The 23,210-nt window shown below is 67.0% G+C and carries 23 protein-coding genes and 2 pseudogenes; 17 read left to right on the top strand and 8 right to left on the bottom strand.

Annotated features, from left to right (window positions below; all coding sequences use genetic code 11):
- Positions 1-103 precede the first annotated feature (103 nt).
- Positions 104-394 carry a hypothetical protein gene (locus GEM_RS26820; RefSeq protein ID WP_014900567.1) on the bottom strand — a complete coding sequence of 97 codons (291 nt, stop codon included), beginning with the start codon at positions 392-394 and terminating at the stop codon, positions 104-106.
- Between the two features lie 139 nt (positions 395-533).
- Between GEM_RS26820 and GEM_RS32390 the strand changes: the two genes are divergently transcribed.
- On the top strand, positions 534-1,001 hold the full coding sequence (locus GEM_RS32390; RefSeq protein WP_014900566.1) for a hypothetical protein: 468 nt from the start codon (positions 534-536) through the stop codon (positions 999-1,001).
- Between the two features lie 91 nt (positions 1,002-1,092).
- On the opposite strand, the pseudogene GEM_RS30630 reads toward GEM_RS32390, so the two are convergent.
- The 3 genes and pseudogenes from GEM_RS30630 to GEM_RS26800 form a co-directional block, all read right to left on the bottom strand.
- A pseudogene (locus tag GEM_RS30630) lies at positions 1,093-1,383 on the bottom strand (histidine-type phosphatase); the annotation flags it as partial.
- A gap of 82 nt (positions 1,384-1,465) precedes the next feature.
- Positions 1,466-1,900 (bottom strand): hypothetical protein, encoded by a 435-nt coding sequence (locus tag GEM_RS26805; protein WP_014900564.1) that lies wholly within the window; start codon positions 1,898-1,900, stop codon positions 1,466-1,468.
- Positions 1,901-2,223: 323 nt separating this feature from the next.
- Positions 2,224-3,582 carry an NAD(P)/FAD-dependent oxidoreductase gene (locus GEM_RS26800; RefSeq protein WP_014900563.1) on the bottom strand — a complete coding sequence of 453 codons (1,359 nt, stop codon included), beginning with the start codon at positions 3,580-3,582 and terminating at the stop codon, positions 2,224-2,226.
- A gap of 100 nt (positions 3,583-3,682) precedes the next feature.
- Between GEM_RS26800 and GEM_RS26795 the strand changes: the two genes are divergently transcribed.
- The 4 genes and pseudogenes from GEM_RS26795 to GEM_RS32385 all read left to right on the top strand — a co-directional run.
- A complete protein-coding gene (locus GEM_RS26795; RefSeq protein WP_014900562.1) occupies positions 3,683-4,636 on the top strand; it encodes a LysR family transcriptional regulator in 954 nt (317 codons plus the stop codon).
- Positions 4,637-5,057: 421 nt separating this feature from the next.
- Positions 5,058-5,963 carry an AraC family transcriptional regulator gene (locus tag GEM_RS26785; RefSeq protein WP_014900560.1) on the top strand — a complete coding sequence of 302 codons (906 nt, stop codon included), beginning with the start codon at positions 5,058-5,060 and terminating at the stop codon, positions 5,961-5,963.
- A 291-nt stretch (positions 5,964-6,254) separates the two neighbouring features.
- Positions 6,255-7,142, top strand: a complete 888-nt coding sequence (locus GEM_RS26780) for an NAD(P)H-binding protein (protein ID WP_014900559.1) — start codon at positions 6,255-6,257, stop codon at positions 7,140-7,142.
- 447 nt (positions 7,143-7,589) lie between these two features.
- Positions 7,590-7,787: pseudogene (locus GEM_RS32385) on the top strand (OmpA family protein); the annotation flags it as partial.
- Between the two features lie 160 nt (positions 7,788-7,947).
- Here GEM_RS32385 and GEM_RS26775 read toward each other — a convergent pair.
- Complete coding sequence (locus GEM_RS26775) at positions 7,948-9,156, bottom strand: benzoate/H(+) symporter BenE family transporter (protein ID WP_014900558.1); 1,209 nt, start codon at positions 9,154-9,156, stop codon at positions 7,948-7,950.
- A 158-nt stretch (positions 9,157-9,314) separates the two neighbouring features.
- Between GEM_RS26775 and GEM_RS26770 the strand changes: the two genes are divergently transcribed.
- A complete protein-coding gene (locus GEM_RS26770) occupies positions 9,315-10,214 on the top strand; it encodes a LysR family transcriptional regulator (RefSeq protein WP_014900557.1) in 900 nt (299 codons plus the stop codon).
- Positions 10,215-10,241: 27 nt separating this feature from the next.
- Here the strand turns inward: GEM_RS26770 and GEM_RS26765 are convergent, their stop codons facing one another.
- Positions 10,242-11,267 (bottom strand): fatty acid desaturase, encoded by a 1,026-nt coding sequence (locus GEM_RS26765; RefSeq protein ID WP_014900556.1) that lies wholly within the window; start codon positions 11,265-11,267, stop codon positions 10,242-10,244.
- A gap of 346 nt (positions 11,268-11,613) precedes the next feature.
- On the opposite strand from GEM_RS26765, the gene GEM_RS26760 reads away from it, so the two are divergent.
- Complete coding sequence (locus tag GEM_RS26760; RefSeq protein ID WP_041490844.1) at positions 11,614-12,438, top strand: phosphate/phosphite/phosphonate ABC transporter substrate-binding protein; 825 nt, start codon at positions 11,614-11,616, stop codon at positions 12,436-12,438.
- A 13-nt stretch (positions 12,439-12,451) separates the two neighbouring features.
- Here the strand turns inward: GEM_RS26760 and GEM_RS26755 are convergent, their stop codons facing one another.
- Positions 12,452-13,192 (bottom strand): GntR family transcriptional regulator, encoded by a 741-nt coding sequence (locus tag GEM_RS26755; protein ID WP_014900554.1) that lies wholly within the window; start codon positions 13,190-13,192, stop codon positions 12,452-12,454.
- A gap of 1 nt (position 13,193) precedes the next feature.
- The gene (locus tag GEM_RS26750) at positions 13,194-14,882 is read right to left on the bottom strand and encodes a sigma-54-dependent Fis family transcriptional regulator (protein ID WP_014900553.1); all 1,689 of its coding nucleotides are present in this window, start codon (positions 14,880-14,882) and stop codon (positions 13,194-13,196) included.
- Positions 14,883-15,024: 142 nt separating this feature from the next.
- Between GEM_RS26750 and GEM_RS32380 the strand changes: the two genes are divergently transcribed.
- The 10 genes from GEM_RS32380 (at position 15,025) to GEM_RS26700 (ending at position 23,199) form a co-directional block, all read left to right on the top strand.
- The gene (locus GEM_RS32380) at positions 15,025-15,399 is read left to right on the top strand and encodes a phenol hydroxylase subunit (RefSeq protein ID WP_272148414.1); all 375 of its coding nucleotides are present in this window, start codon (positions 15,025-15,027) and stop codon (positions 15,397-15,399) included.
- Positions 15,400-15,415: 16 nt separating this feature from the next.
- Positions 15,416-16,411 (top strand): phenol hydroxylase, encoded by a 996-nt coding sequence (locus GEM_RS26740; protein WP_014900551.1) that lies wholly within the window; start codon positions 15,416-15,418, stop codon positions 16,409-16,411.
- A gap of 38 nt (positions 16,412-16,449) precedes the next feature.
- Complete coding sequence (locus tag GEM_RS26735) at positions 16,450-16,719, top strand: MmoB/DmpM family protein (RefSeq protein ID WP_014900550.1); 270 nt, start codon at positions 16,450-16,452, stop codon at positions 16,717-16,719.
- A gap of 38 nt (positions 16,720-16,757) precedes the next feature.
- On the top strand, positions 16,758-18,308 hold the full coding sequence (locus tag GEM_RS26730; RefSeq protein WP_014900549.1) for an aromatic/alkene/methane monooxygenase hydroxylase/oxygenase subunit alpha: 1,551 nt from the start codon (positions 16,758-16,760) through the stop codon (positions 18,306-18,308).
- 74 nt (positions 18,309-18,382) lie between these two features.
- Positions 18,383-18,739, top strand: coding sequence for a phenol hydroxylase subunit P4 (locus GEM_RS26725; protein WP_014900548.1), 357 nt, complete (start codon positions 18,383-18,385; stop codon positions 18,737-18,739).
- 25 nt (positions 18,740-18,764) lie between these two features.
- Positions 18,765-19,829, top strand: coding sequence for an NADH:ubiquinone reductase (Na(+)-transporting) subunit F (locus GEM_RS26720; protein WP_014900547.1), 1,065 nt, complete (start codon positions 18,765-18,767; stop codon positions 19,827-19,829).
- A 1-nt stretch (position 19,830) separates the two neighbouring features.
- Positions 19,831-20,187 (top strand): 2Fe-2S iron-sulfur cluster-binding protein, encoded by a 357-nt coding sequence (locus GEM_RS26715; RefSeq protein WP_014900546.1) that lies wholly within the window; start codon positions 19,831-19,833, stop codon positions 20,185-20,187.
- 17 nt (positions 20,188-20,204) lie between these two features.
- Positions 20,205-21,149, top strand: coding sequence for a catechol 2,3-dioxygenase (locus GEM_RS26710; protein WP_014900545.1), 945 nt, complete (start codon positions 20,205-20,207; stop codon positions 21,147-21,149).
- 21 nt (positions 21,150-21,170) lie between these two features.
- Positions 21,171-21,620: a GlcG/HbpS family heme-binding protein gene (locus GEM_RS26705; RefSeq protein WP_014900544.1), complete on the top strand. Its 450-nt coding sequence runs from the start codon at positions 21,171-21,173 to the stop codon at positions 21,618-21,620.
- 67 nt (positions 21,621-21,687) lie between these two features.
- Positions 21,688-23,199, top strand: a complete 1,512-nt coding sequence (locus tag GEM_RS26700; protein WP_014900543.1) for a 2-hydroxymuconic semialdehyde dehydrogenase — start codon at positions 21,688-21,690, stop codon at positions 23,197-23,199.
- Positions 23,200-23,210 lie beyond the last annotated feature (11 nt).

Genomic DNA, 23,210 nt, shown 5'->3' with positions numbered 1-23,210 from the left:
ACGATTAAGAAATATCGGTATTCAACAAATGGTTAATATTTCCGATTGATGCTTAAAAGGAAATATTTGCGTAACGCGTCACCTTGGGCGGGGCGGCCGCGTTTCAGAAATCGTCGCGCATCTTGTGGAGCAGGTCGCGCGGCGACTGATGCGTGTCCACCGCGGTGAGTACGTCGGTCAGAAACCAGGGCAGGTTCAGTTGCGTGTCGGAGTCGCCGACGCATACGCGGATCGGCGGGGCCTTTGTCGTCGAGCGGGAACCTGGCTGGGTGCCGGATGACGTGGAGGACGGCACGCAATTCTTCGCTTGCTGCGGAATCGGTGCGGCGGCACCGGCCGGCACGCTGGCAGCGAGAAGCAGGATCAGGATGGCGACAGGCGCGGCGCGTTTCATGTGAGTCTCCGGCGATGCTCGTTCGACACCGTTCGCGAACGCGAGTTCGGTGGCGCGAGGGTGGCGGCGGTCGCGATCCGCGCCAGACTGGCGCGCCAATCATCAAGAATCGTTCGGCTCACCGGTTGGACGCATTGCGATGCCGAATGCACTCATCTATTGTGCCGCCACGACGACGCCGGCATCGGGCGTCGACACCGAAGCGCAAGGAGCACCCGTCATTACCGCATTCAATCGTCGCACGCATGGTCGTGCGTTTCTCGTGGCGTCGGTCGCCTATTTCAATCTGTCGAATCCTGCATCGGCGGCATACACGGAGGCGTGGATGAGCGATCACGACGTCAACGCGTACGCGCAGCAGGCCAAGCATCCGCGGGTGGCGGCCAACACGCCGACGGCCGTCAAGCAGGCACCGAAAGCCGCGCGTCCGCCATCGAAGGCACCGGCCGCAGCGCACCCCGGCGCGACCCATGCAGCGAAGCCGCATGCGGCTCCCGCGCAGGCCCGCACATCTCACCACGTGGGTAGCGCGGATTCGAAGTTGCAGGTCGCGGCGCATCCGAAGGGTCCGCGGGCGGCACACACGGGCACGGCGACGCTGCATTGACGAAGCACGCAATCCACGACGCGCGCCGTACGCGTCACGGATACCCGTCACAGCGCTTCAACCCCGCGTGGTCGTAGAAGCGACTCCCCGGCGCGATCTTCGTCTTGCCGTCGCCCTTCCGCGTATTGGTGAACTTGCTGTCCGACGACGTGAACGCGCAGGTTCCCGCGTTCGCGAACGTATAGCCGTCCGTGCCGAGCCTCGCGATGAACGCCGGTGACACGAGCGCGGCCGAGAAGCAGGTCGAACTGTCGACCGCGCGGTCCTGCCTCGAGTTGACGACGACGATCTGCCGGCTACCCGACGCGAACGGCGTCGGCAGCCGCTGCGCGAGACGCGTGGCGAGCTGCTGGTGTTCGCGGATGCCGGTTTGCGTGAGATGTCAGGTTTCGGTCGGGCAATCGTCGGCATGCCGCCGGATCGCGACCGGCCGGCGAGTGCCGGCCCGTGTGCAGGCGCTCAGTTCAGTGCACGCCTGCCGATGCGATCGATCGCACCGTGTCGGTGATGCGCACGCAACGCGACAGGCCGAACGTCTCGGCTTCGCGGCGTTCCGGTTCGCTGCTCGCGACGGCCACCGCGCGCTCGGGCGGCACGCCGAGTGCCTGCAGCGCGACGTCGAACGGATGCTGGTTTGATACGGAATCCTGCTGATTGGCGTCGGTCACGACGACCGAGAAGCGGTCGAGGTTCGCGCGGCCGAACTGGCCTTCGAACATGTCGCTGAGCCGGGCGGCCGGCAGCGTCGTGACGAGACCGAGTCGATATCCTTGCTCCGACGCGCTGTCGAGCCACTGGATGATCGCATCGCGCTGGTTGCGCGACTCGTGCGAGTCCGGCGTTGCTTCGATCTGCGCGAATGCTGCGTCGAGACGGGTGACGATGGCTTCGATGACCACGGTGTTTCCTCTCCAGTGACGTAACGATCCGTTCGCGGACGGGAATGCCACACACCTTAGCGTCGATCCGGAATATGCGACCAATTAATATTTATATCCGACTCATAGGATTAGACTAATGAATCGGGTCGCCAGCCAGAGCTGGCGCGGGAGGCGCGCAGCACGGCGTTTTCGCATGATTTGCATTGCATCGACGGCCTTCGATGTGATGCACCAAACGTGCACACGATGCGAATGCACCGGATGGGTGCAGACAAGCAAACGGCGTATCGGGCGATGCACGCCCGATACGCCGTCTTGCGATGCCGCGTGCGGGCCGGCGATCAGTGCAGCTTGATCGACGGCTGGTTGCGGCCTTGCAGCCAGTGGCTCAGCGACTGGAACAGCGCGCGCTTCAGTCCGACCACGCTGAACAGGTGCTTGCGGTACAGGAACTTGTACAGGCCGATCGCGGCGAGCCCGTCGACGATCAGCGAGCGCGAGCGCACGCCGAGGTCGCCCTGGTACACGGCGCCGGCCGAACCAAGCGACACGACGGTGCCTGCGTCGCGGAACGTGAAGCCCGCCACCGGCTTGCCGGCGAGGCGCCGCGCGAGCGCCTCGCCCAGGTACACGGCCTGCTGGTGCGCGACCTGCGCGCGCGGCGGCAGGATGCCGCTCGCATCGGCCGACGGGCACGCGGCGCAGTCGCCGAACGCATACACGTGCGGATCGTCGGGCGTCTGCAGCGTATCGGTCACGATCACCTGGTTCGACCGGTTCAGCGCGATGTCGCCGAGTTCCCGCAGGATCGCGGGGCCCGCGACGCCCGCGGCCCAGATCGTGATGTCGCTCGCGAGCGGCTCGCCGGTCGCCGTCGTGACCGCGTCCGCACCGACTTCCGCGACGCGCGTATCCGTCAGCACGTCGACGTTCAGCGTGCGCAGTTGCGCGTGCATCTTGGTGGACAGCCTTTCATCGAGTGCCGGCAGGATGCGCGGGCCGCCTTCGATCAGCCGGATGTGCACGTCGCGCGCCGACACCAACGCCTTGAAGCGATACGTCGTCAGCTGCTGGATCGCGTGCCGCAGGGCGGCGGCCAGCTCGACGCCCGTCGCGCCTGCGCCGATCACGTTGATGCAGATCGGCGCAGCGCGCCGTGCGGGCTGCTGCTCGGCCTGATGGTTCGCCTTCGTGCACGCCGCAAGGAACTTGCGGCGGAAGTCCTCCGCCTGGTCGAGGTTTTCGAGCGGCAAAGCGTGGCGCGCGGCGCCCGGCACGTTGAAGAAGTTCGTCACGCTGCCCACGGCCAGCACGAGATCGTCGTAGTCGAGCGCGCGCTGCGGCAGGATTTCCGTGCCGTCCGCGTCCTGCACGGCGGCGATCGTCGCCGTGCGTGCCGCGCGGTCGACCCGTTGCAGCGCGCCCTGCACGAAGCGGAAGCCGTGGCGCTTCGCTTGCGCCGCGTATTCGATCGTGTGCGATGCCGGATCGCGATGGCCCGACGCGGCTTCGTGCAGCAGCGGCTTCCAGAAGTGCGTCGGGTAGCGGTCGACGAGCACGACGTCGGCTTGCCCGCGGCGCCCGACGGTGTCGCCGAGGCGCGTGGCGAGCTGCAGGCCGCCGGCGCCGCCGCCGACGATCACGATGCGCGGCACGCGCGGTGCGCGATCCGTTGCAAGGGTAGGCGTGATGTTGTCCATGTTGTGGCTCCCGCTGATGACGATTCGGATGACATTGCTCAAGAACCGACGATATAGTTTTGAACCTGCACGAACAATTTAATGTTTATAAGCGACTCATATGTATTCACTTATAGGAAAGACCGCGACGTTCCGGCAGCTGAAGGCGCTGGACATGATTGCGCGGCTCGGCAGCGTGTCGCGTGCGGCCGAGGAGCTGAACCTGACGCAGCCGGCCGTATCGCTGCAGGTTCGCCTGCTCGAGGAGGCGGTGGGCGCCGCGTTGCTGCAGCGGGTGGGGCGCGGCGTGCAGTTGACCGCGGCCGGCGAGATCGTGTCGCGCTATGCGCGCGAGATCCTGCATCTGTGGAGCGAGGCCGGCGACGAAGTGGCCGCGCTGACGGGCGATCTCGGCGGCACGCTGCGGATCGGCGCGATCACGACGGCCGAGTACCTGATCCCGCCGCTGCTGGTGAAGTTCACCGCGACGCGTCCGCACGTGAAGACATATTTCAAGGTCGGTAACCGCGACGACATCATCCGCATGCTCGCGACGCATGAAATCGATCTCGCGGTGATGGGCAGCGCGCCGAAGGAGCTGCGCACGCACGCGGTCGAGTTCGCGAAGCATCCGATGGTGTTCGTCGCGGCGCCCGGGCATCCGCTGATGCAGCGCAAGCGCGTTGCGCTGAAGGATCTCGAATCCGCGCACCTGCTCGTGCGCGAACGCGGCGCGGGCACGCGCTCCACGGTCGAGAGCCTGTTCAAGACGGCCGGCTACCGGTTCCATGTGGGCTCCGAACTGTCGAGTAATGAGGCGATCAAGCAGATGGCTGAAGCCGGGCTCGGCATCGCGTTCCTGTCGTTGCACGCGTGTGCACTCGAGCTGCGCGCAGGGTTGCTCGGGCAGCTGCCGTTTCCGGGCAACCCGATCGAGCGCGAATGGTACGTGGTCACGCTTGCCGACCGGCGGATCTCGCAGGTGACGGGATTGTTTCGCGACTTCCTGATCAAGCAGGGCGCGCCGGTGATCGACGGCGCGACCGTGGCGCCGCACGAGCGGCGGCGCAAGTAGGCGGATGAGGTCGGCGCGCGAGCGCCGTGCGGGCCGACCGTCAGACGATCCCGAAGTCGTCGTTGCTGTCGGGAATCGATGCGAGCAGCCGTTCGAGCCGGTACCAGCCGATCATGCGCAGGCATCGCATGGCGAGGGCGGTCCGGTCGTGGCGGGAGGCGGGGCGGCGGGCGGCGCGGGACGGCGAAGAGGCGGCGAACGCCGCGCGTTGCGGGCAGTAATGGGGCATGGCGGGCTCCGTAGGTGTCGGATGAGGCGATCGTAAGCGTCGCGACGCCTGCTGGCGCGCACGCAAGGATCGGCCGGAGCAGAAACGGATGATCTTTTTCTGCTCGGTGCGGGAATGGCCGCGCGGGCCCGGCAGGCAGCCGCAAAAGGCGTCACAATGCGCGTTCGACACCCGATCTGGTGGAGGGCAACCATGAGCGATCCGATTCTCGCCGCGCCGGCCGACAACGGCGTGCCGGTCAGTCTGCGCTCCAGCCGCGGGCTCGGCTGGCGGGGCTTCGGCGCGTCGCTGCTGGAGATTCGCGCGGGCACGTACCGGATTCCGGCCGCCGACCATCACCGCATCGGCGTGCATATCGGCTCGCCCGTGCGCGCGGACTGCGTGTGCGACGGCGAACGCGTGTCGCGCATCCAGGCGCACGGCGACGTCGACGTGATTCCCGCCGGCCTGCCGGGCCAGTGGACCGACAGCGCCGACTGCCGGATCCTGCACATTGCGCTCAGCGACACGTTCGTGCAGCGTACGTTCGAGCAACTGGAGCTGAAGCCGTCGCAGGCGCAGATCCGCCGGCGGCTGCAGGTGCGCGATCCGCGCCTGCAGCACATCGCCTGGGCGATGGCCGCCGAGCTCGAAGCGGAAGATGCGTCCGATCCGCTCTATGCGGAGAGCCTGTGCACGGCACTCATCGCGCGGCTGGTCGACAGTCAGCCGGTGTTCCGCGAGCGCCGACGTACGCTTGCGCCGAAAGCGGCCGCGCGCGTGATCGACTATGTCGAGGCCAACCTCGAACGCCGCATGACGCTCGCCGAACTCGCGGCGCTCGTGTCGATCAGCGTGCCGCATTTCAAGGTGCTGTTTCGCGAGACGCTCGGGATGCCGGTGCATCAGTACGTGGTGCGGCGCCGCGTCGAGCGTGCGAAGGTGCTGCTGCTCGAAGGCCGGCTCAGTATCAGCCAGGTTGCGCTGGAAGCCGGGTTTGCGCACCAGAGCCATATGGCGAACTGGATGAATCGCGTGCTGGGGGCGACCCCGACGGAGATTGTGCGGTCGGGGGCGCGGGGCGGGCTCAGGCTCGCTTATGACGGCGAGGACCGTTGATCGACCGCCGCACCAGACGGGTTCCGCGCGCGGGCCGACGATGGGCGACTCCGCTGTCTGCTGGTGCAGGTAATGCGTTGTTCCGCCTGCTTCGGTGTGGCAGCAACACCAGGTCAGGCTCCATGGCAATGGTTCAACCGCCTGCTGGACCATTGCCGCGTCCGGCCACGCAGCGGACGAACCCGGCAACCGCGTAATCCGTCATCTGTTCCTGTCCGGGTCATCCGTCTGTGCGCGTCACGCTGGCGGTGAGCGCCGACAATCACCACACCCTTTTCCCAGGAGCGGATCGTGTTCGTGATTTTCGGTGCATCAGGCAACGTCGGCCTGTCGACAGTAACGACCCTGCGCGACGCAGGCCATCCCGTGCGAGCGGTGTTGCGCGACGCGCGCCATCGCGAACGCTTCGCGCAGCTCGGCTGCGACGTGGCGATTGCCGACCTGACGGACGCACGCGCGGCCGCCGCGGCGATCGACGGCGCGCAAGCCGTGCAGATGCTGTGTCCGGTGCCCGTCGCCGACAGCGACCCGGCCGCGACGATGGAGCGGACGATCGACATCGTGACTGGCGCGCTCGCCGCGAACCCGCCGCCGGTACTGCTCGCGCTGTCGGACTATGGCGCGGAGCGCGACGGCAACACGGGCATCACGCGGCTCTTTCATCGTCTGGAAGAAAAGCTGAAGACGGTTCCGACGCGGCTCACGCTGCTGCGCTCGGCCGAACACCTGCAGAACTGGACGCGCGTGCTGCCGGTCGCGCTCGCAACCGGCGTGCTGCCGAGCTTTCATCATCCGGTCGACAAGGTGTTTCCGACGGTGTGGGCACCCGATGTAGGTGTCGCGGCGGCGCGGCTACTGCTTGATCCGGCCGAACCGGGTAACGGACCGCGCATCGTCAGCATGGAAGGACCGCAGCGCGTGAGCGTGCGGGACATCGCGGACAGGCTCGGTGCGGCGGCTGATCGCCAGATCGTCGCGCGTGAACTGCCGCGTGACGCCTGGACCGCGACGCTATTGCGCGCGGGGCTCAGCGAGCGCCATGCGCAACTGATCGTCGATCTGTACGACGTGCACAACGCGGGGCAGATCGATGTCGAGTCTGGCGTGTCGGGGCGGGTGTATGGCACGACGACACCGGCGGACGCACTCGCGACGCTGGTGCGCAAGCGTGCGCAGTGAGCGACGGCTGAAAATACGCCTGATGTGGCATGGCGCAACGATGTGCTCCATGTGATCGCTAAAGTCGCCTTGCAAAGGCAATCCGCTCGGCGGTCACTTCATTACCTTTTGCTGAGGATATGTTGACCTGAACCGGTCAGGTCTCGCGTGGTTGAAATCTTCGCCTCGAATCGCCGACTCCTCACTGGATATCGAAGTTCGCCGACGCGTGTGGTCGCCTGGGGGCAGCGGGTTATGCGGTAGTGGGCCATTGGATTCATGGCAAGCCGGCTACGATGACCTCCTCGCTTGACGTCGTGGCGGAGCAGCTCCGCTTGAGCCGGCGTGATGAGATGGCTGCCGGTAACGTCGAGCTGCATCGGGATACGGCGGCGAACGCACTGACGCTCCGGTTCAACGGCATGTACGGGTCGGGTGACGTGACGGTCGCGCCGTGGTGGGCCATCCATGATGGCTACGGTCGGTCGGACCGTTGTCGCGTCGGCACCCGCTGCGCCCGTACGAGTCGCTGGTTACACCGACAACGTGCCGGCTGGCGCGACATCACGGGACAACAATCAGGCGCTTTCCGAATCCCGCGCCCGACAGGTCGCGCAGATTCTCGCGGCGGCGGGGGGGCCGATGCAAAACATCTCCGCGACCGGACAGAGCGATGCCGATCCGCTCGCCGACAACGGCACGGCACCGGGCAGGTCAAGGAATCGCCGTGTCGAAGTGACCGTATCGAACTGCACGGCGAGTCGATGTGCGTTGCGATTCACCGATACAAGGGACGTGCGTTTTGCAGGAGGCATTCCGAGCCTGCCTAAACGCCCCGACGCCCCCGCACCCTGCTCAACACCGCATACGCGACCGATCCGATCACGATCCCCCAGAACGCGGAGCCGAGCCCGAGCCATGTCATCCCCGAAGCGGTCGCGAGAAACGTGATCACCGATGCTTCGCGATGATCCTCGTCCTCGAAGATTCCGTGCACGTTCGCGCCGATCGCGCCGATCAGCGCGAGCCCCGCGAGGATCGCGACGAAGGCCTTCGGCAGCGCGAAGAACAGCGTGACGATCGTTCCCGCGAAGAGCCCGCCGATCAGGTAGATCACGCCGTTCGCAATACCGGCTATATAGCGCCGGTCCGGATCCTCGTGCGAGTCCTTGCCCGTGCACAGCGCCGCGGTGATCGCCGCGACGACGATCGTGATCCCGCCGAAGCACGCGACGACGAGCGACATCACGCTGGTCGCGGTGATGATCGGCCGCGCCGGCGTGTGATAGCCCGATACGCGCAGGATCGTCATCCCCGGCAGGAACTGGCCGGTGAGGCTGACGACGACGAGCGGCAGCGCAAGGCTGAGCGTGGTGCCGAGCGTCCATTCAGGCGCGATGAAGACCGGCCGCGCGATGCTCGGCGACACGTTGCCGAGGTGCGTCATCCCGAGCAGCGTCGCGAGCGCGGCGCCCGTCAGCAGTACCAGCACGATGCTGTAGCGCGGCAGCAGGCGCTTGAAGATCACGTACGCCGCGATCATCCCGAAGCCGAGCACCGGCTGCGCGGTCGCGGCGGAGAACGCGTGCATGCCGAACGGCAGCAGGATGCCGGCCATCATCCCGCACGCGATACCGCGCGGAATGTGGCGGACGAGCCGATCGAAATAGCCGCTGATGCCGATCACCAGGATGATCAGCGCGGCCGTGATGTACGCGCCGACGGCCTGGTTCAGCGTCAGCTGCGGAAAGAGGCCCACCAGCAGCGCGGTGCCGGGCGCCGACCACGCGGTCACGATCGGCACCTTCAGTTTCCAGCTGGCGAACAGGCCCGACACGCCCGCGCCGATCGAGATCGCCCAGACCCACGAAGCCACCATCTCGTTGGACGCATGCGCAGCCTGCGACGCCTGGAAGAAGATCGCGAGCGGGCCCGCGTAGGAAATCAGCACCGCGAGAAAGCCCGCGGTGATCGCGGAGATGGACCAGTCGTTGCCGATCGAGCGGATCGCGCCGGGCGAGGTGTTCGGTTGCATCGTCGTAGGGGTAACGTGCGCGGCCGGGGCCGGATCCGCAGCGGAGGGTTGTCTGGTAGCCAGGAGGTGCCGACATTTTCGGCGTTGTCGGTGGAATTGACAATTCATCGCTGGATATCAACACTGTTTACTTTCGATAAACAGTCCGGGCGAACAAGATGGACAGACTGGTGGCGATGCGGCTCTTCACGTGCATCGTCGATTCCGGCAGCTTCACGCGCGCCGCGCAGCAGCTCGGCATGCAGCGCGCGTCGGCGACGCAGATCATGAAGCAGCTTGAGTCGCACCTCGGCGCGCGGCTGCTGGTGCGCACGACGCGGCACGTGAGCGCGACGGTCGACGGTGCCGCATACTATCGGCGCTGCGTGGCGATCCTGGACGGGATCGACGAGGCCGAAGCGTCGTTCTCGCATGCGGCGCGCCATCCACAGGGCGCGCTGAAGGTCGATCTCGCGAGTTCGTTTGCGCGGCTCGTCGTGATTCCGGCGCTACCCGAATTCTTCGCGCGCTATCCGCAGGTCACGCTCGACCTCAGCGTCGGCGACCGTCGCGTCGACCTCGCGCGGGAAAGCGTCGACTGCGTCGTGCGAATCGGCGAGCTGACGGATTCGTCGCTGGTCGCGCGCCGCGTCGGCCTGCTCGAGCAGGTCACGTGCGCGAGCCCCGGTTATCTGGCCGCGCATGGCCGGCCGCGCAATTTCGCCGATCTCGCGAAGCATCGCGAGGTTGCCTATGTGTCGGCGTCGAGCGGCAAGCGCGTACCGCTCGTGTTCGGTATGGACGGCAAGACGGAGACGACGGAGCTGCCGGCATCGGTGTCGGTCAACAACGGCGACGCGTACGTGACGGCGTGCGAGGCCGGGCTCGGGATCATTCAGGTACCGCGCTATCACGTCGTGGAGAAGCTGCGCGGCGGCACACTGACGGAGATTCTCACGCGACTGCGTCCGCCGCCGTTGCCGTTGTCGGTGCTGTATCCGCATCGCGGCCACCTGTCGCCGCGGCTGAGGGTGTTCATCGACTGGATCGGCGAGCTGGTGCGCGAGCGCGCGCGGTGACGTGGGCGATGCGGGCTCGGCGAGCCGTCACGTACTGATCTGAAGATAGCCGCCGACCGTGGCCACCTTCGCGCCACTCCCCGTCGACAGCGATGCCGTGCCCTGGTCGAACGGATGCACGGGCGTGTCGGTCGGCGTCCATGCATGACGCGCCAGCAACTCGCGATACCCGCCGCGAATCACGAAGCCGCCGCATTTCTCCGCATACGCGTCGCGCCGCACCCGGTATGCGCGTGGCAGGTCGTACCACGGCAGCTTCGGCAGGTCGTGATGGACGAGGTGATAGTTGTTGTTCAGGTACAGCAGCCGCATCGCGAAGCCGGCTTCGTTGATCACGATGCGCGCCTTCGGATGCGGGGCGGCGCGGTGCTCGTACAGCGAGCGGATCATGGCGAGCGACAGCGCGGGCCACGTGACCGCCAGCAGGTAGTACCACCACGGCACGCCGATCGCCCACTGCAGCCACGCGAGCAGCGCGACCGCGCAGGCGGCGTGCGTTCCCCACATCGGCAGATAGCGAAAATCGCCGTGCCGGAACGCACGGAACGCGTCGGCGAACATCGCGGCGATACTCGTCGTCGGTCCGAACACCAGGCGCCCGATGAAGGTTGTGCGCGCAACCGTCAGCGCGCGAAGCCAGCGTGGCAACCGCGCCCACTGATCATGCGATACGTAGTTCGATTCGGGGTCGACGCCCGGTACGGTCAGGTCCTCGTCGCGGTGATGATCCAGGTGCGTGTCGCGATACAGCGTGTACGGATACCAGATCGTCAACGGCGGATAGCCGAGCAGCCGGTTCACGAACGCGGAGCGCGTCGGATGGCCGTGCAGCAGTTCATGCTGCAGCGACATATGCCACGCGCCGAGCAGGATCAACGGCGGCGTCGCGGCCGCGAGCGACAGGTGCTCCGCACGCACGAGCAGCAGCACGGCGAGCCAGCCGCCGTAGATCGCGGCGACCAGCAGCCAGGTCGGCCACTCGGTGCGGGCGGTGAAGCGGGCGTCGAGCGCGGCGATCGCGCGTGCGTGGTCGACGTCGAAGTATTCGGCCATGGTGCTGGGGCGGGATGAAACAGGCGATACGGGTGATACGGTAGCGGACGGTCACGCTCCGGTGCGGGACGCGATGCGGTTGGCCGACAGGCGTCGCGGCTTGCCAAAAAGGATCGCGACACTGGAACGCTAATCGGGATGCATCGTCAGGCTAACCAAGCAATTCGCATTTGCTTATCGCTGCGAGGCCGATAAGCATTGGCTACCCCCGCACCCCGCACCCCGCACCCCGCAGCCCACAGCCCACGGCCCACAGCTCGCCACCCGCCACCCGCCACCTGCCAAGGCACCAAGGCGCGATAGAACCAGCTTCCTCCGAGGCACCACCGCTGAGTAGAATGCCCGCATGAGCCCATGGATCGCCGGACTGCCGATGTACAACGTGACGCCGCGCCACGCCGCACTGTGGCGCGCGTTGCTGCATGACACGGTCGATGCGTTCGCGCGCACCGGCGGGCCTGCCGGCGTCGCGCTGCTCGACGAGCCGTTCGGCGATCTGCACACGCTGTGGCGGCGCGACGACCTGCTGCTGTCACAGACGTGCGGCTATCCGTACCGGATGCTTGGCTTGCGCGATACCGTGCAATTGATCGCGACGCCGGCCTTCGATGCGTCCGGTTGCGACGGTGCGCACTACCGCAGCGTGCTAGTCGTATCGGCACGCGTCCATGCGGGCGGTGCGACGACGCTGGCCGCCTGTCGCGGGCTGCGCGCCGCGTTCAACAGCGACGATTCGCACAGCGGGATGAACGCGTTCCGGCATGCGGCCGCGCCGCATGCGCATGACGGACGATTCTTCCGTTCGGTCGTGCCGTTCGGCTCGCACCTGAACGTGCTGCGTGCGCTCGCGGCCGGCGACGCCGATTGCGCGGCGATCGACTGCGTGACGTTCGCGTACGTGCGCGATGCGCTACCCGAGCTGTTGAACGACATCCGGACCATCGGCATGACGGCGTCGGCGCCGGGGTTGCCGTTGATTGCGTCGAAGGCGCTCGACAGCAGGCTGGTGGGCGCGTTGCAGGATGCGCTCGAGCACGCGCTGGCAGCCGATGCGCAACGGGCGATCGCACTGCGGCTGAAGGGGTTCGAGCGGCTGCCGCCGGGCGCGTACGACACGATCGCCCGCTTCGCGCGAGACGCGGCCGCACACGGGTATCCCGAACTGGCGTGAGCGCACCGTTGCGCTAGAACGGCAACGTGCCGGGCGGCGCATTGCGCACCACGGCGAGCGTCGCGCCGATATGGTCTTCGAGTGCGAGCGCGGCGCGCGCATCGGCGCGGCGCATCGCGGCCTCGAACAGGCACGTGTGTTCCGCATGCACGTCGCGCTTCGAATCGCTGAGCCCGATGCACACGCGCCGGTAGCGTTCGCTTTGCTGCGACAGCATGCGCAGGATCAGATAGGTCCACGGTGTCGCGGCGGCCGAGATCAGTGCTTCGTGAAAGCGCCGGTTGCACGCTTCCCACGCGGCCCGGTTCTCGATGGACACCGGCCGCTCCCAGGCCGACAACTGGTCGAAGCTCTGGCGCACGCGCTGCGCCCACGCGTCGTCGCCGCGCCGCACGGACTCGCGCAGCGCATCGACCTCGATATGGATGCGCAGCCGCGTGATCGCTTCCAGGTCGTCGACCGACATCGGCGTGACGCGGAATCCGCGCTGCCCTTCGGCCACGACCAGCGCGTCGCTGACGAGCCGCGTGAGCGCCTCGCGCAACGTGCCCGCGCCGACGCCGTACACGTCCTTCAGGTGCTCGACGCGCAGTTTCGCGCCTGGCGGGTAATGCCCCTCGATGATGTGTTGCCTGAGCTGGTGATACGCGTGCTCACTGAGCGTGCGGGCATGCGGTTCGGCCGCATCGTCGGCGGCCGGCTCGTGCGCCGGCAGCGGGTCGTCGAACGGATGCGCGGGCAGGATGGTGTTCATGTCACGCGTCCTCCTGATCCTGTTTGCGATTGAGGCGATAGCTGAGCTGCGCGCGCGTCAGGCCGAGCAGGCGCGCGGCGGCCGACAGGTTGCCGTTCGCGCGGTCGACGGCTTCGTGCAGCAGCGCACGCTCGAGGCCGTCGAGCCCGCCGCCGCCCTGCAGCTGGTCGAGGAGGGTCCCGCAGTCGATCGACATCGCGGCCGCCGGCCGGATCAGTCCGGCCCGGTCGACCGTTGCGCCGCCGGGCGAGCCGACACCGGGGAACAGATCCTTCGCGTCGACGGGTCGGTTCGGGCGCGACAGGATCACCGCGCGCTCGATCAGGTTCTCGAGCTCGCGCACGTTGCCGGGCCAGCGGTAGCAGCGCAGCGCGTCGTAGGCGTAGTCGGTGAGCGTCGGCGCCGGCTTGCCGTGCAGCGCCGCGAAGCGTTCGAGCATCGCGTCGGCGAGCGGCGCGATATCGTCCTGCCGGTCGCGCAGCGGCGGAATCAGCACCGGGTAGACGTTGATCCGGTAATAGAGGTCTGCGCGAAACGTGCCGTCGCGCACGGCCTGTTCGAGATCGCGGTTGGTCGCCGCGACGACCCGGACGTCCACCTTCCGGCCGTCGGTCGCGCCGAGCCGCTCGACCTCGCCCTCCTGCAGCACGCGCAGCAGCTTCGCCTGGACGTCGAGCGGTAACTCGCCGATCTCGTCGAGAAACAGCGTGCCGCCGTCTGCGCGCTCGAAGCGCCCGGCGCGCGCGGCCTGCGAGCCCGTGAACGCACCTTTCTCCGCACCGAACAGTTCGGACTCGATCAACGCATGCGGAATGGCCGCGCAGTTGATCGCGACGAACGGCTTCGCCGCGCGCGGGCTGAGGCTATGCAGCGCACGTGCGAAGCGTTCCTTGCCGACCCCCGTTTCTCCGGTGAGCAGGACCGCGACCTTGGTCGGTGCGGCCGTCTCCAGCAACGCATAGGCCGTGCGAAACGCATCGGAGCGTCCGACGAGCCGGGTTCGGCCGTCGTCGGGCGTCATCTCGAAGCGCAGCGATTCGACTTCGGTCTGCAGATCGCGGATCGTGTTGATCAGCGAGTCGGCCTTGAACCACGACGAGATTTCTTCCGCGTCGGGCCATTCGTCCGCCGGCTTGCCGACGATCGTGCAGTGCGCGTCGTGCATGCCCGCGCAGGCCGTTTCCTTGAACAGGATCGTCCGGCCGATGAAGGCGCTGGTGTAGCCGGTCGCATAACCGATCAGCATCCAGCACACGGGTTCGGGCTGCGGCCCGAACGTGCGGTGGTGCACGTCGGCTTCCCATGAATGTTCCCAGCGGTATTCGCAATAGAACGCGCCGGTCGCGGGATCGGCTTCGAAACGCAACGGGATGACCTGCGCGGCGCCTTCGAGCATGTGCAGTTGCGGGCCGACATGAAACATGTCGAACAGCGATGCGCCGCTGCGGATCTCGCGGGCCAGCGCCGCGTCTCGTTCGCCGGCGGCGAAGCCGACCCGCGTGAAGAAACGCCGCGTCTGCGCCGGTCCGACGCTTTCCATCAGCTCCTGGCGCAGCGTCGCCAGCGCGCCGGCATGCAGCAGCACCATTCGCTGTCCGGCCAGCCAGATGCGACCGTCGCGCGCCGAAAAATGGATCAGCTTGCGCAGGTCGGTGTCCGGCGGCAAAGGGGGCAGGCTGGGCCGCGTCATGTCTCCTCCATCGAGATTTCTCGTGATTTTCAAATTTTTCGCCGTCGGGGTGCCGGCGGGTCGATCGGTTTGCTCATTTCATCAAATGCGCTCGAGTGGGTTGCTCAAATGATGAAAAGGTCCGCCGGTTATGGGGTTTAGCGTGCTCGCCGGCGTGCGTTTTCCGTTCTGGTTAACCGCCATTGTGGATCGCGAATTTGAACTTCGCGTCAGGGCTTTCCCTGAATTATCGAGATTTTTTGCGTGCCCAGCCGAACGTGGCACGGATGCTGCATTGAAGGTCGGCATGGAGGCGACACCGATCATGAATCAGCACCCGACCGATCTTCCCCCGCTCGACCCCGGCCGCAAGTGCGTCCGCGTGACCGGCACGAACGTGCGCGGCTTCGTCGAATTCGAGTTTTCGCTCGGCGGCGCGCCGGACCTGTTCGTCGAGCTGACGTTGTCTCCTGCCGCCTTCGATGCGTTCTGCCGCGAACAGCAGGTCACGCGGCTGGACGTCGAAGCGAACCCATGACCTTGAGGAGCAAGAAGTGACCATCGAGCTGAAGACAGTCGACATCAAGCCGCTCCGGCACACCTTTGCGCATGTCGCGCAGAACATCGGCGGCGACAAGACGGCGACGCGCTACCAGGAAGGCATGATGGGCGCGCAGCCCCAGGCGAACTTCCATTACCGCCCGACCTGGGATCCGGACCACGAGATCTTCGATCCGTCGCGCTCGGCGATCCGGATGGCGAACTGGTACGCATTGAAGGACCCGCGCCAGTTCTACTACGCGTCGTGGGCGACGACGCGGGCGCGCCAGCAGGATGCGATGGAGTCGAACTTCGAGTTCGTCGAATCGCGCCGGATGATCGGCCTGATGCGCGACGACGTGGTCGCGCAGGCGCTCGACGTGCTGGTGCCGCTGCGCCATGTCGCGTGGGGCGCGAACATGAACAACGCGCAGATCTGCGCGCTCGGCTACGGCACCGCGTTCACGGCGCCCGCGATGTTCCATGCGATGGACAACCTCGGCGTCGCGCAGTACCTGACGCGTCTCGCGCTCGCGATGGCCGAGCCCGACGTGCTCGACGCGGCCAAGGCGACCTGGACCGGCGACGCCGCATGGCAGCCGCTGCGCCGCTACGTCGAGGACACGCTGGTCGTGACCGACCCGGTCGAGCTGTTCGTCGCGCAGAACCTCGCGCTCGACGGCTTGCTGTATCCGCTCGTCTACGACCGCTTCGTCGACGAACGGATCGCGCTCGCGGGCGGCTCGGCGGTCGCGATGCTGACCGCGTTCATGCCGGAATGGCACGCCGAATCGAACCGCTGGATCGACGCGGTGGTGAAGACCATGGCCGCCGAATCCGACGACAACCGCGCGCTGCTCGCACGCTGGACCCGCGACTGGTCCGCGCGGGCCGACGCGGCGCTCGCACCGGTCGCGGCGCACGCGCTGCAGGACGCGGGCCGGGCTGCGCTCGACGAAGTGCGCGAGCAATTCCATGCGCGCGTCGTCAAGCTCGGCATCGCACTCTGACGACGGGCAGTCACCTCACAACCCAAGGAAAGCCAGCAATGTCCAACGTATTCATCGCCTTTCAGGCCAATGAGGAGTCCAGACCGATCGTCGACGCGATCGTCGCCGACAACCCGCGCGCGGTGGTGGTCGAATCGCCCGGGATGGTCAAGATCGACGCGCCCGACCGGCTGACGATCCGCCGCGAAACGATCGAGGAACTGACCGGCACGCGCTTCGACCTGCAGCAGCTTCAGGTGAACCTGATCACGCTGTCCGGCCGCATCGACGAGGACGACGACCAGTTCACGCTGAGCTGGTCGCACTGAACGCCGCGCAACGCGCACCGACAACACCGGAGACACGCATGGACACGCCAACGCTCAAGAAAAAGCTCGGCCTGAAGGATCGCTACGCGGCAATGACGCGCGGCCTCGGCTGGGAGACGACCTACCAGCCGATGGACAAGGTCTTCCCGTACGACCGCTACGAGGGCATCAAGATCCACGACTGGGACAAGTGGGTCGACCCGTTTCGCCTGACGATGGATGCGTACTGGAAATACCAGGGCGAGAAGGAAAAGAAGCTGTACGCGGTGATCGACGCGTTCACGCAGAACAACGCATTCCTCGGCGTGACCGACGCTCGCTACATCAACGCGCTGAAGCTGTTCATCCAGGGCGTGACGCCGCTCGAATATCTCGCGCATCGCGGCTTCGCGCACGTCGGCCGGCACTTCACCGGCGAGGGCGCGCGCATCGCGTGCCAGATGCAGTCGATCGACGAGCTGCGGCACTACCAGACCGAAACGCACGCGATGTCGACGTACAACAAGTTCTTCAACGGGTTCCATCACTCGAACCACTGGTTCGACCGCGTCTGGTACCTGTCGGTGCCGAAGTCGTTCTTCGAGGATGCCTATTCGTCGGGGCCGTTCGAGTTCCTGACCGCGGTCAGCTTCTCGTTCGAATACGTGCTGACGAACCTGCTGTTCGTGCCGTTCATGTCGGGCGCCGCCTACAACGGCGACATGTCGACCGTCACGTTCGGGTTCTCCGCGCAGTCGGACGAATCGCGCCACATGACGCTCGGCATCGAGTGCATCAAGTTCCTGCTCGAACAGGATCCGGACAACGTGCCGATCGTGCAGCGCTGGATCGACAAGTGGTTCTGGCGCGGCTACCGGCTGCTCACGCTGGTCGCGATGATGATGGACTACATGCAGCCGAAGCGCGTGATGAGCTGGCGCGAATCGTGGGAGATGTACGCGGAGCAGAACGGCGGCGCGCTGTTCAAGGACCTCGCGCGCTACGGCATTCGCGAGCCGAAGGGCTGGCAGGACGCGTGCGAAGGCAAGGACCACATCAGCCACCAGGCCTGGTCGACGTTCTACGGCTTCAACGCGGCTTCGGCATTCCACACGTGGGTGCCGACCGAAGACGAGCTGGCGTGGCTGTCCGCGAAGTATCCCGATTCGTTCGACCGCCACTACCGTCCGCGCTTCGACTACTGGGGCGAGCAGGCGACGGCCGGCAACCGCTTCTACATGAAGACGCTGCCGATGCTGTGCCAGACCTGTCAGATCCCGATGCTGTTCACCGAGCCCGGCAACCCGACGAAGATCGGCGCGCGCGAGTCGAACTACCTCGGCAACAGGTTCCATTTCTGCAGCGATCACTGCAAGGAAATCTTCGATCACGAGCCGCAGAAATACGTGCAGGCGTGGCTGCCGGTACACCAGATCCATCAGGGCAACTGCTTCCCGCCGGATGCGGACCCGAGCGCGGAAGGCTTCGATCCGCTCGCCGCGGTGCTCGACTACTACGCGGTGCAGATGGGCCGCGACAACCTCGATTTCGACGGCTCCGAAGACCAGAAGAACTTCGCGGCATGGCGAGGCCAGGCCACGAGCAACTGACAAGCAACCGATACGCAACCTTGAAGAGGGCCCGCGCGCGCCACTGCGCGAACGCGGGCCGACAGGAGACAAACATGGCCGTCATCGCGCTCAAATCCTACGACTTCCCGATGAAGGATGCCGTCGAGAAGTTTCCGGCGCCGCTGCTCTACGTGTGCTGGGAAGACCACCTGATGTTCCCGGCGCCGTTCTGCCTGCCGCTGCCGCCCGATATGCCGTTCGGCGCGCTGGCCGACACGGTGCTGCCGCCCATCTATGGCTATCACCCCGACTTCGCGAAGATCGACTGGGATCGCGTCGAGTGGTTTCGCTCCGGCGAACCGTGGACGCCCGATGCAGCGAAGAGCCTGGCCGACAACGGCCTCGGGCACAAGGACCTGATCAGCTTCCGCACGCCGGGCCTCGACGGTCTCGGCGGCGCGAGCTTCTGACCGCCACGCGGACGAGCGAACCATCATGAGCCACCAACTTACCATCGAACCGCTGGGCGTCACGATCGAGGTCGAGGAAGGACAGACGATGCTCGACGCCGCGCTGCGCCAGGGCATCTACATTCCGCATGCGTGCTGTCACGGGCTGTGCGGCACCTGCAAGGTCGCGGTGCTCGACGGCGAGACCGACCTCGGCGACGCGAACCCGTTCGCGCTGATGGATTTCGAGCGCGAGGAAGGCAAGGCGCTCGCGTGCTGCGCGACGCTGCAGGCCGACACCGTGATCGAGGCCGACGTCGACGAGGAGCCGGACGCGGAGATCATCCCGGTCAGGGACTTCGCGGCCGACGTGACGCGCATCGAGCCGCTCACGCCGACCATCAAGTCGATCCGCCTGAAACTGTCGCAGCCGATCCATTTCCAGGCCGGCCAGTACGTGCAGCTCGAGATCCCCGGCCTCGGGCAGAGCCGCGCGTTCTCGATCGCGAATGCGCCGGCCGACGTCGCCGCCACCGGCGAGATCGAGCTGAACGTGCGGCAGGTGCCGGGCGGGCTCGGCACCGGCTACCTGCACGAGCAGTTGGCGACGGGCGACCGCGTGCGCCTGTCGGGCCCGTACGGCCGCTTCTTCGTGCGCCGCTCGGCCGCTCGGCCGATGATCTTCATGGCCGGCGGGTCGGGGCTGTCGAGCCCGCGCTCGATGATCGCGGACCTGCTCGCCAGCGGCGTCACCGCGCCGATCACGCTGGTCTACGGCCAGCGCAGCGCGAAGGAACTGTATTACCACGACGAATTCCGCGCACTCGCCGAACGCCATCCGAACTTCACGTACGTGCCGGCGCTGTCCGAAGGCGGGCCGGACGGGAACGGCGGCGTCGCGCAAGGCTTCGTGCACGACGTCGCGAAGGCGCATTTCGATGGCGACTTCTCGGGGCACCAGGCGTACCTGTGCGGACCGCCCGCGATGATCGACGCATGCATCACCACGCTGATGCAGGGCCGCCTGTTCGAACGCGACATCTATCACGAGAAGTTCATCTCGGCGGCCGACGCGCAACAGACGCGCAGCCCGCTGTTCCGGCGGGTGTGACATGGACGCGGGCCGCGTATGCGGGACGGTCAGGATCGCACAGACCGACGAGCGCTATGCGTGCAGGTCCGGCGAGTCGTTGCTGGCCGGCATGGCGAAGCTCGGCCGGCGCGGCATTCCGGTCGGCTGCCTGAACGGCGGATGCGGCGTGTGCAAGGTGCGCGTGCTGCGCGGCGCGGTGCGCAAGCTCGGGCCGGTCAGCCGCGCACACGTCAGCGCGGAGGAAGAGAACGACGGCTATGCGCTCGCGTGCCGCGTCGTGCCGGACGGCGACGTCGAACTCGAAGTGGCCGGCCGGCTGAAAAAACCGTTCTTCTGCGGCGCGGCCTGTGCGGGCGCGCCGGCGATCAACAAGTAACCAGGAGGAGACTCACCATGGGTGTGATGCGTATTGGTCATGTCAGTCTGAAGGTGATGGACATGGAAGCGGCGCTGCGTCATTACATACGCGTGCTCGGCATGCAGGAAACGATGCGCGACGCGGCAGGCAACGTCTACCTGAAATGCTGGGACGAATGGGACAGGTATTCGCTGATTCTGTCGCCGTCCGACCAGGCGGGGCTCAAGCATGCCGCGTACAAGGTCGAGCACGACGCCGATCTGGATACGCTGCAGCGGCGCATCGAAGCGTACGGGATCGCGACCGAGATGCTGCCCGAAGGCGCGCTGCCGGCGGTCGGCCGTCAATTGCGGTTCCTGCTGCCGAGCGGGCACGAGCTGCGACTGTTCGCGAAGAAGGAACTGGTGGGCACCGCGGTCGGCTCGCTGAACCCCGATCCGTGGCCCGACGACATTCCGGGCTCGGCCGTGCACTGGCTCGACCACTGCCTGCTGATGTGCGAACTGAACCCGGAGGCCGGCGTGAACCGCGTCGAGGAGAACACGCGCTTCATGGCCGAGTGTCTCGACTTCCATCTGGCGGAACAGGTGATGGTCGGCCCGGGCAACACGATCCAGGCCGCGACCTGGATGTTCCGCAGCACCACGCCGCACGACATCGCGTTCGTCGGCGGCCCGCGCAACGGCCTGCATCACATCGCGTTCTTCCTCGACGACTGGGCCGACGTGCTGAAGTCGGCCGACGTGATGGCGAAGAACAAGGTGAAGATCGACGTCGCGCCGACGCGGCACGGGATCACGCGCGGCACCACCATCTATTTCTTCGATCCGAGCGGCAACCGCAACGAGACGTTCGCGGGGCTCGGCTACCTCGCGCAGCCCGATCGCCCGGTCACGACGTGGACCGAGGAGGAACTCGGGCGCGGGATCTTCTTCCACTCCGGCGAGTTGAACGAAGCGTTCACGACGGTCTACACCTGACCCGGGAAGGAGCCCAGCGCCATGGAACGAAACGATACGAACCGGAGCATCGACCTGCGCACGATCGACTGGCCAGCCGCGTCGCGCGCGGCGCAGGCGGCGGCCGGGGCCGCCGAGCGGCTCGGCGTGCGCGTGAACGTCGCGGTCGTCGATGCGGCCGGGCTGCTCGCGGCCTTCGTGCGCATGCCCGGCGCACCGCTGCATTCGATCGACATCGCGATCGACAAGGCGTACACGGCCGCCAGCTTCGGCTTGCCGACCGGCGCGTGGCACGACGCGCTGGCGTCGCACTCGGACGCGGTGCGGCAGGGCCTCGTGCTGCGGCCGCGCTTCGTCGCGTTCGGCGGCGGGCTGCCGATCGTCGACGGCGGCGCGTTGATCGGCGCCATCGGCGTGTCGGGCGGCAGCGAGGCGCAGGACGAGCAATGCGCGCATGCGGGCCTCGCCGCGGCCGGCTTCGGCGGGCCATGACACACGGCACGCGAACGCGCTTCACAAACCCACGGATCACGGATTCACGACTATCGGCACACACATCATGTACGACACCGAACCCATTGCCGCGACACGCGGCCCCGCCGGCGGGCAGCCGGACCTGCGGCTCGTCCGCAACTTCATCGACGGCGACTATCGCGCGGGCGAACGCTGGTTCGACAAGCATTCGCCGCTCGACAACGCGCTGATCGCCCGGGTGGCCGAAGCGAGCCGCGCCGATGTCGACGCGGCGGTACAGGCGGCCCGCGCGGCGCTGGCGGGGCCGTGGGGCGGCCTGACCGTCGCGCAGCGCGTCGAGCTTCTGTATGCCGTGGCCGACGGCATCACGCGCCGCTTCGACGATTTCCTCGAAGCGGAGGTGGCCGACACCGGCAAGCCGGTGAGCCTCGCGAGCCATATCGACATCCCGCGCGGCGCCGCGAACTTCAAGGTGTTCGCCGACGTGGTGAAGAACGTGCCGGGCGAAACCTTCGAAATGGCGACGCCGGACGGCGCGGGCGCGCTCAACTACGCCATCCGTCGGCCGGTCGGCGTGGTCGGCGTGATCTGCCCGTGGAACCTGCCGCTGCTGTTGATGACCTGGAAGGTCGGGCCCGCGCTCGCGTGCGGCAACACGGTGGTCGTGAAGCCGTCGGAGGAGACGCCGCAGACGGCCGCGCTGCTCGGCGAAGTGATGAACGCGGCGGGCGTGCCGCGCGGCGTCTACAACGTCGTGCACGGCTTCGGGCCGGGCTCGGCCGGCGAATTCCTGACGACGCATCCGGGCGTGAACGCGATCACGTTCACCGGCGAGACGCGCACCGGCGCGGCCATCATGAAGGCCGCGGCCGACGGTGCGCGCCCCGTCAGTCTCGAGATGGGCGGCAAGAACGCGGCGATCGTGTTCGCCGATTGTGATTTCGACGCAGCCGTCGAGAGCACGTTGCGCTCGTGCTTCGCGAACGCGGGGCAGGTTTGCCTCGGCACCGAGCGCGTGTATGTCGAGCGGCCGCTGTTCGAGCGCTTCGTCGCCGCACTGAAGGCCGGCGCCGAGCAGCTGCGGCCCGGCCGCCCGGAGGCCGAGTCGACCGGCCTGGGCCCGCTGATCAGCCAGGCGCATCGCGACAAGGTGCTGTCGTACTACCGCAAGGCGGCCGAGCTCGGCGCGACGGTCGTGACGGGTGGCGGCGTGCCCGACATGCCGGACGACCTGCGCGGCGGCGCGTGGGTGCAGCCGACGATCTGGACCGGCCTCGGCGACGATTCGCCGATCGCGCGCGACGAGATCTTCGGGCCGTGCACGCTCGTGATGCCGTTCGATTCCGAAGCCGAGGTGATCGGCCGCGCGAACGCGAATGCGTACGGGCTGTCGACCGCGATCTGGACGACCAACCTGTCGCGCGCGCATCGCGTCGCGGCGTCGATCGACGTCGGCATCGCGTGGGTCAACTCATGGTTCCTGCGCGACCTGCGTACCGCGTTCGGCGGCGCGAAGCAATCGGGCATCGGCCGCGAAGGCGGCGTGCATTCGCTCGAGTTCTACACGGAACTCCGCAACGTCTGCATCAAGCTCTGACCCACCCGTTA

The organism is Burkholderia cepacia GG4 (genome assembly GCF_000292915.1).
Classification (GTDB): Bacteria; Pseudomonadota; Gammaproteobacteria; order Burkholderiales; family Burkholderiaceae; genus Burkholderia; species Burkholderia cepacia_D.
The sequence above is the reverse complement of the archived record's forward strand: the minus strand, read 5'-3'. Positions and strand labels throughout refer to the sequence as shown.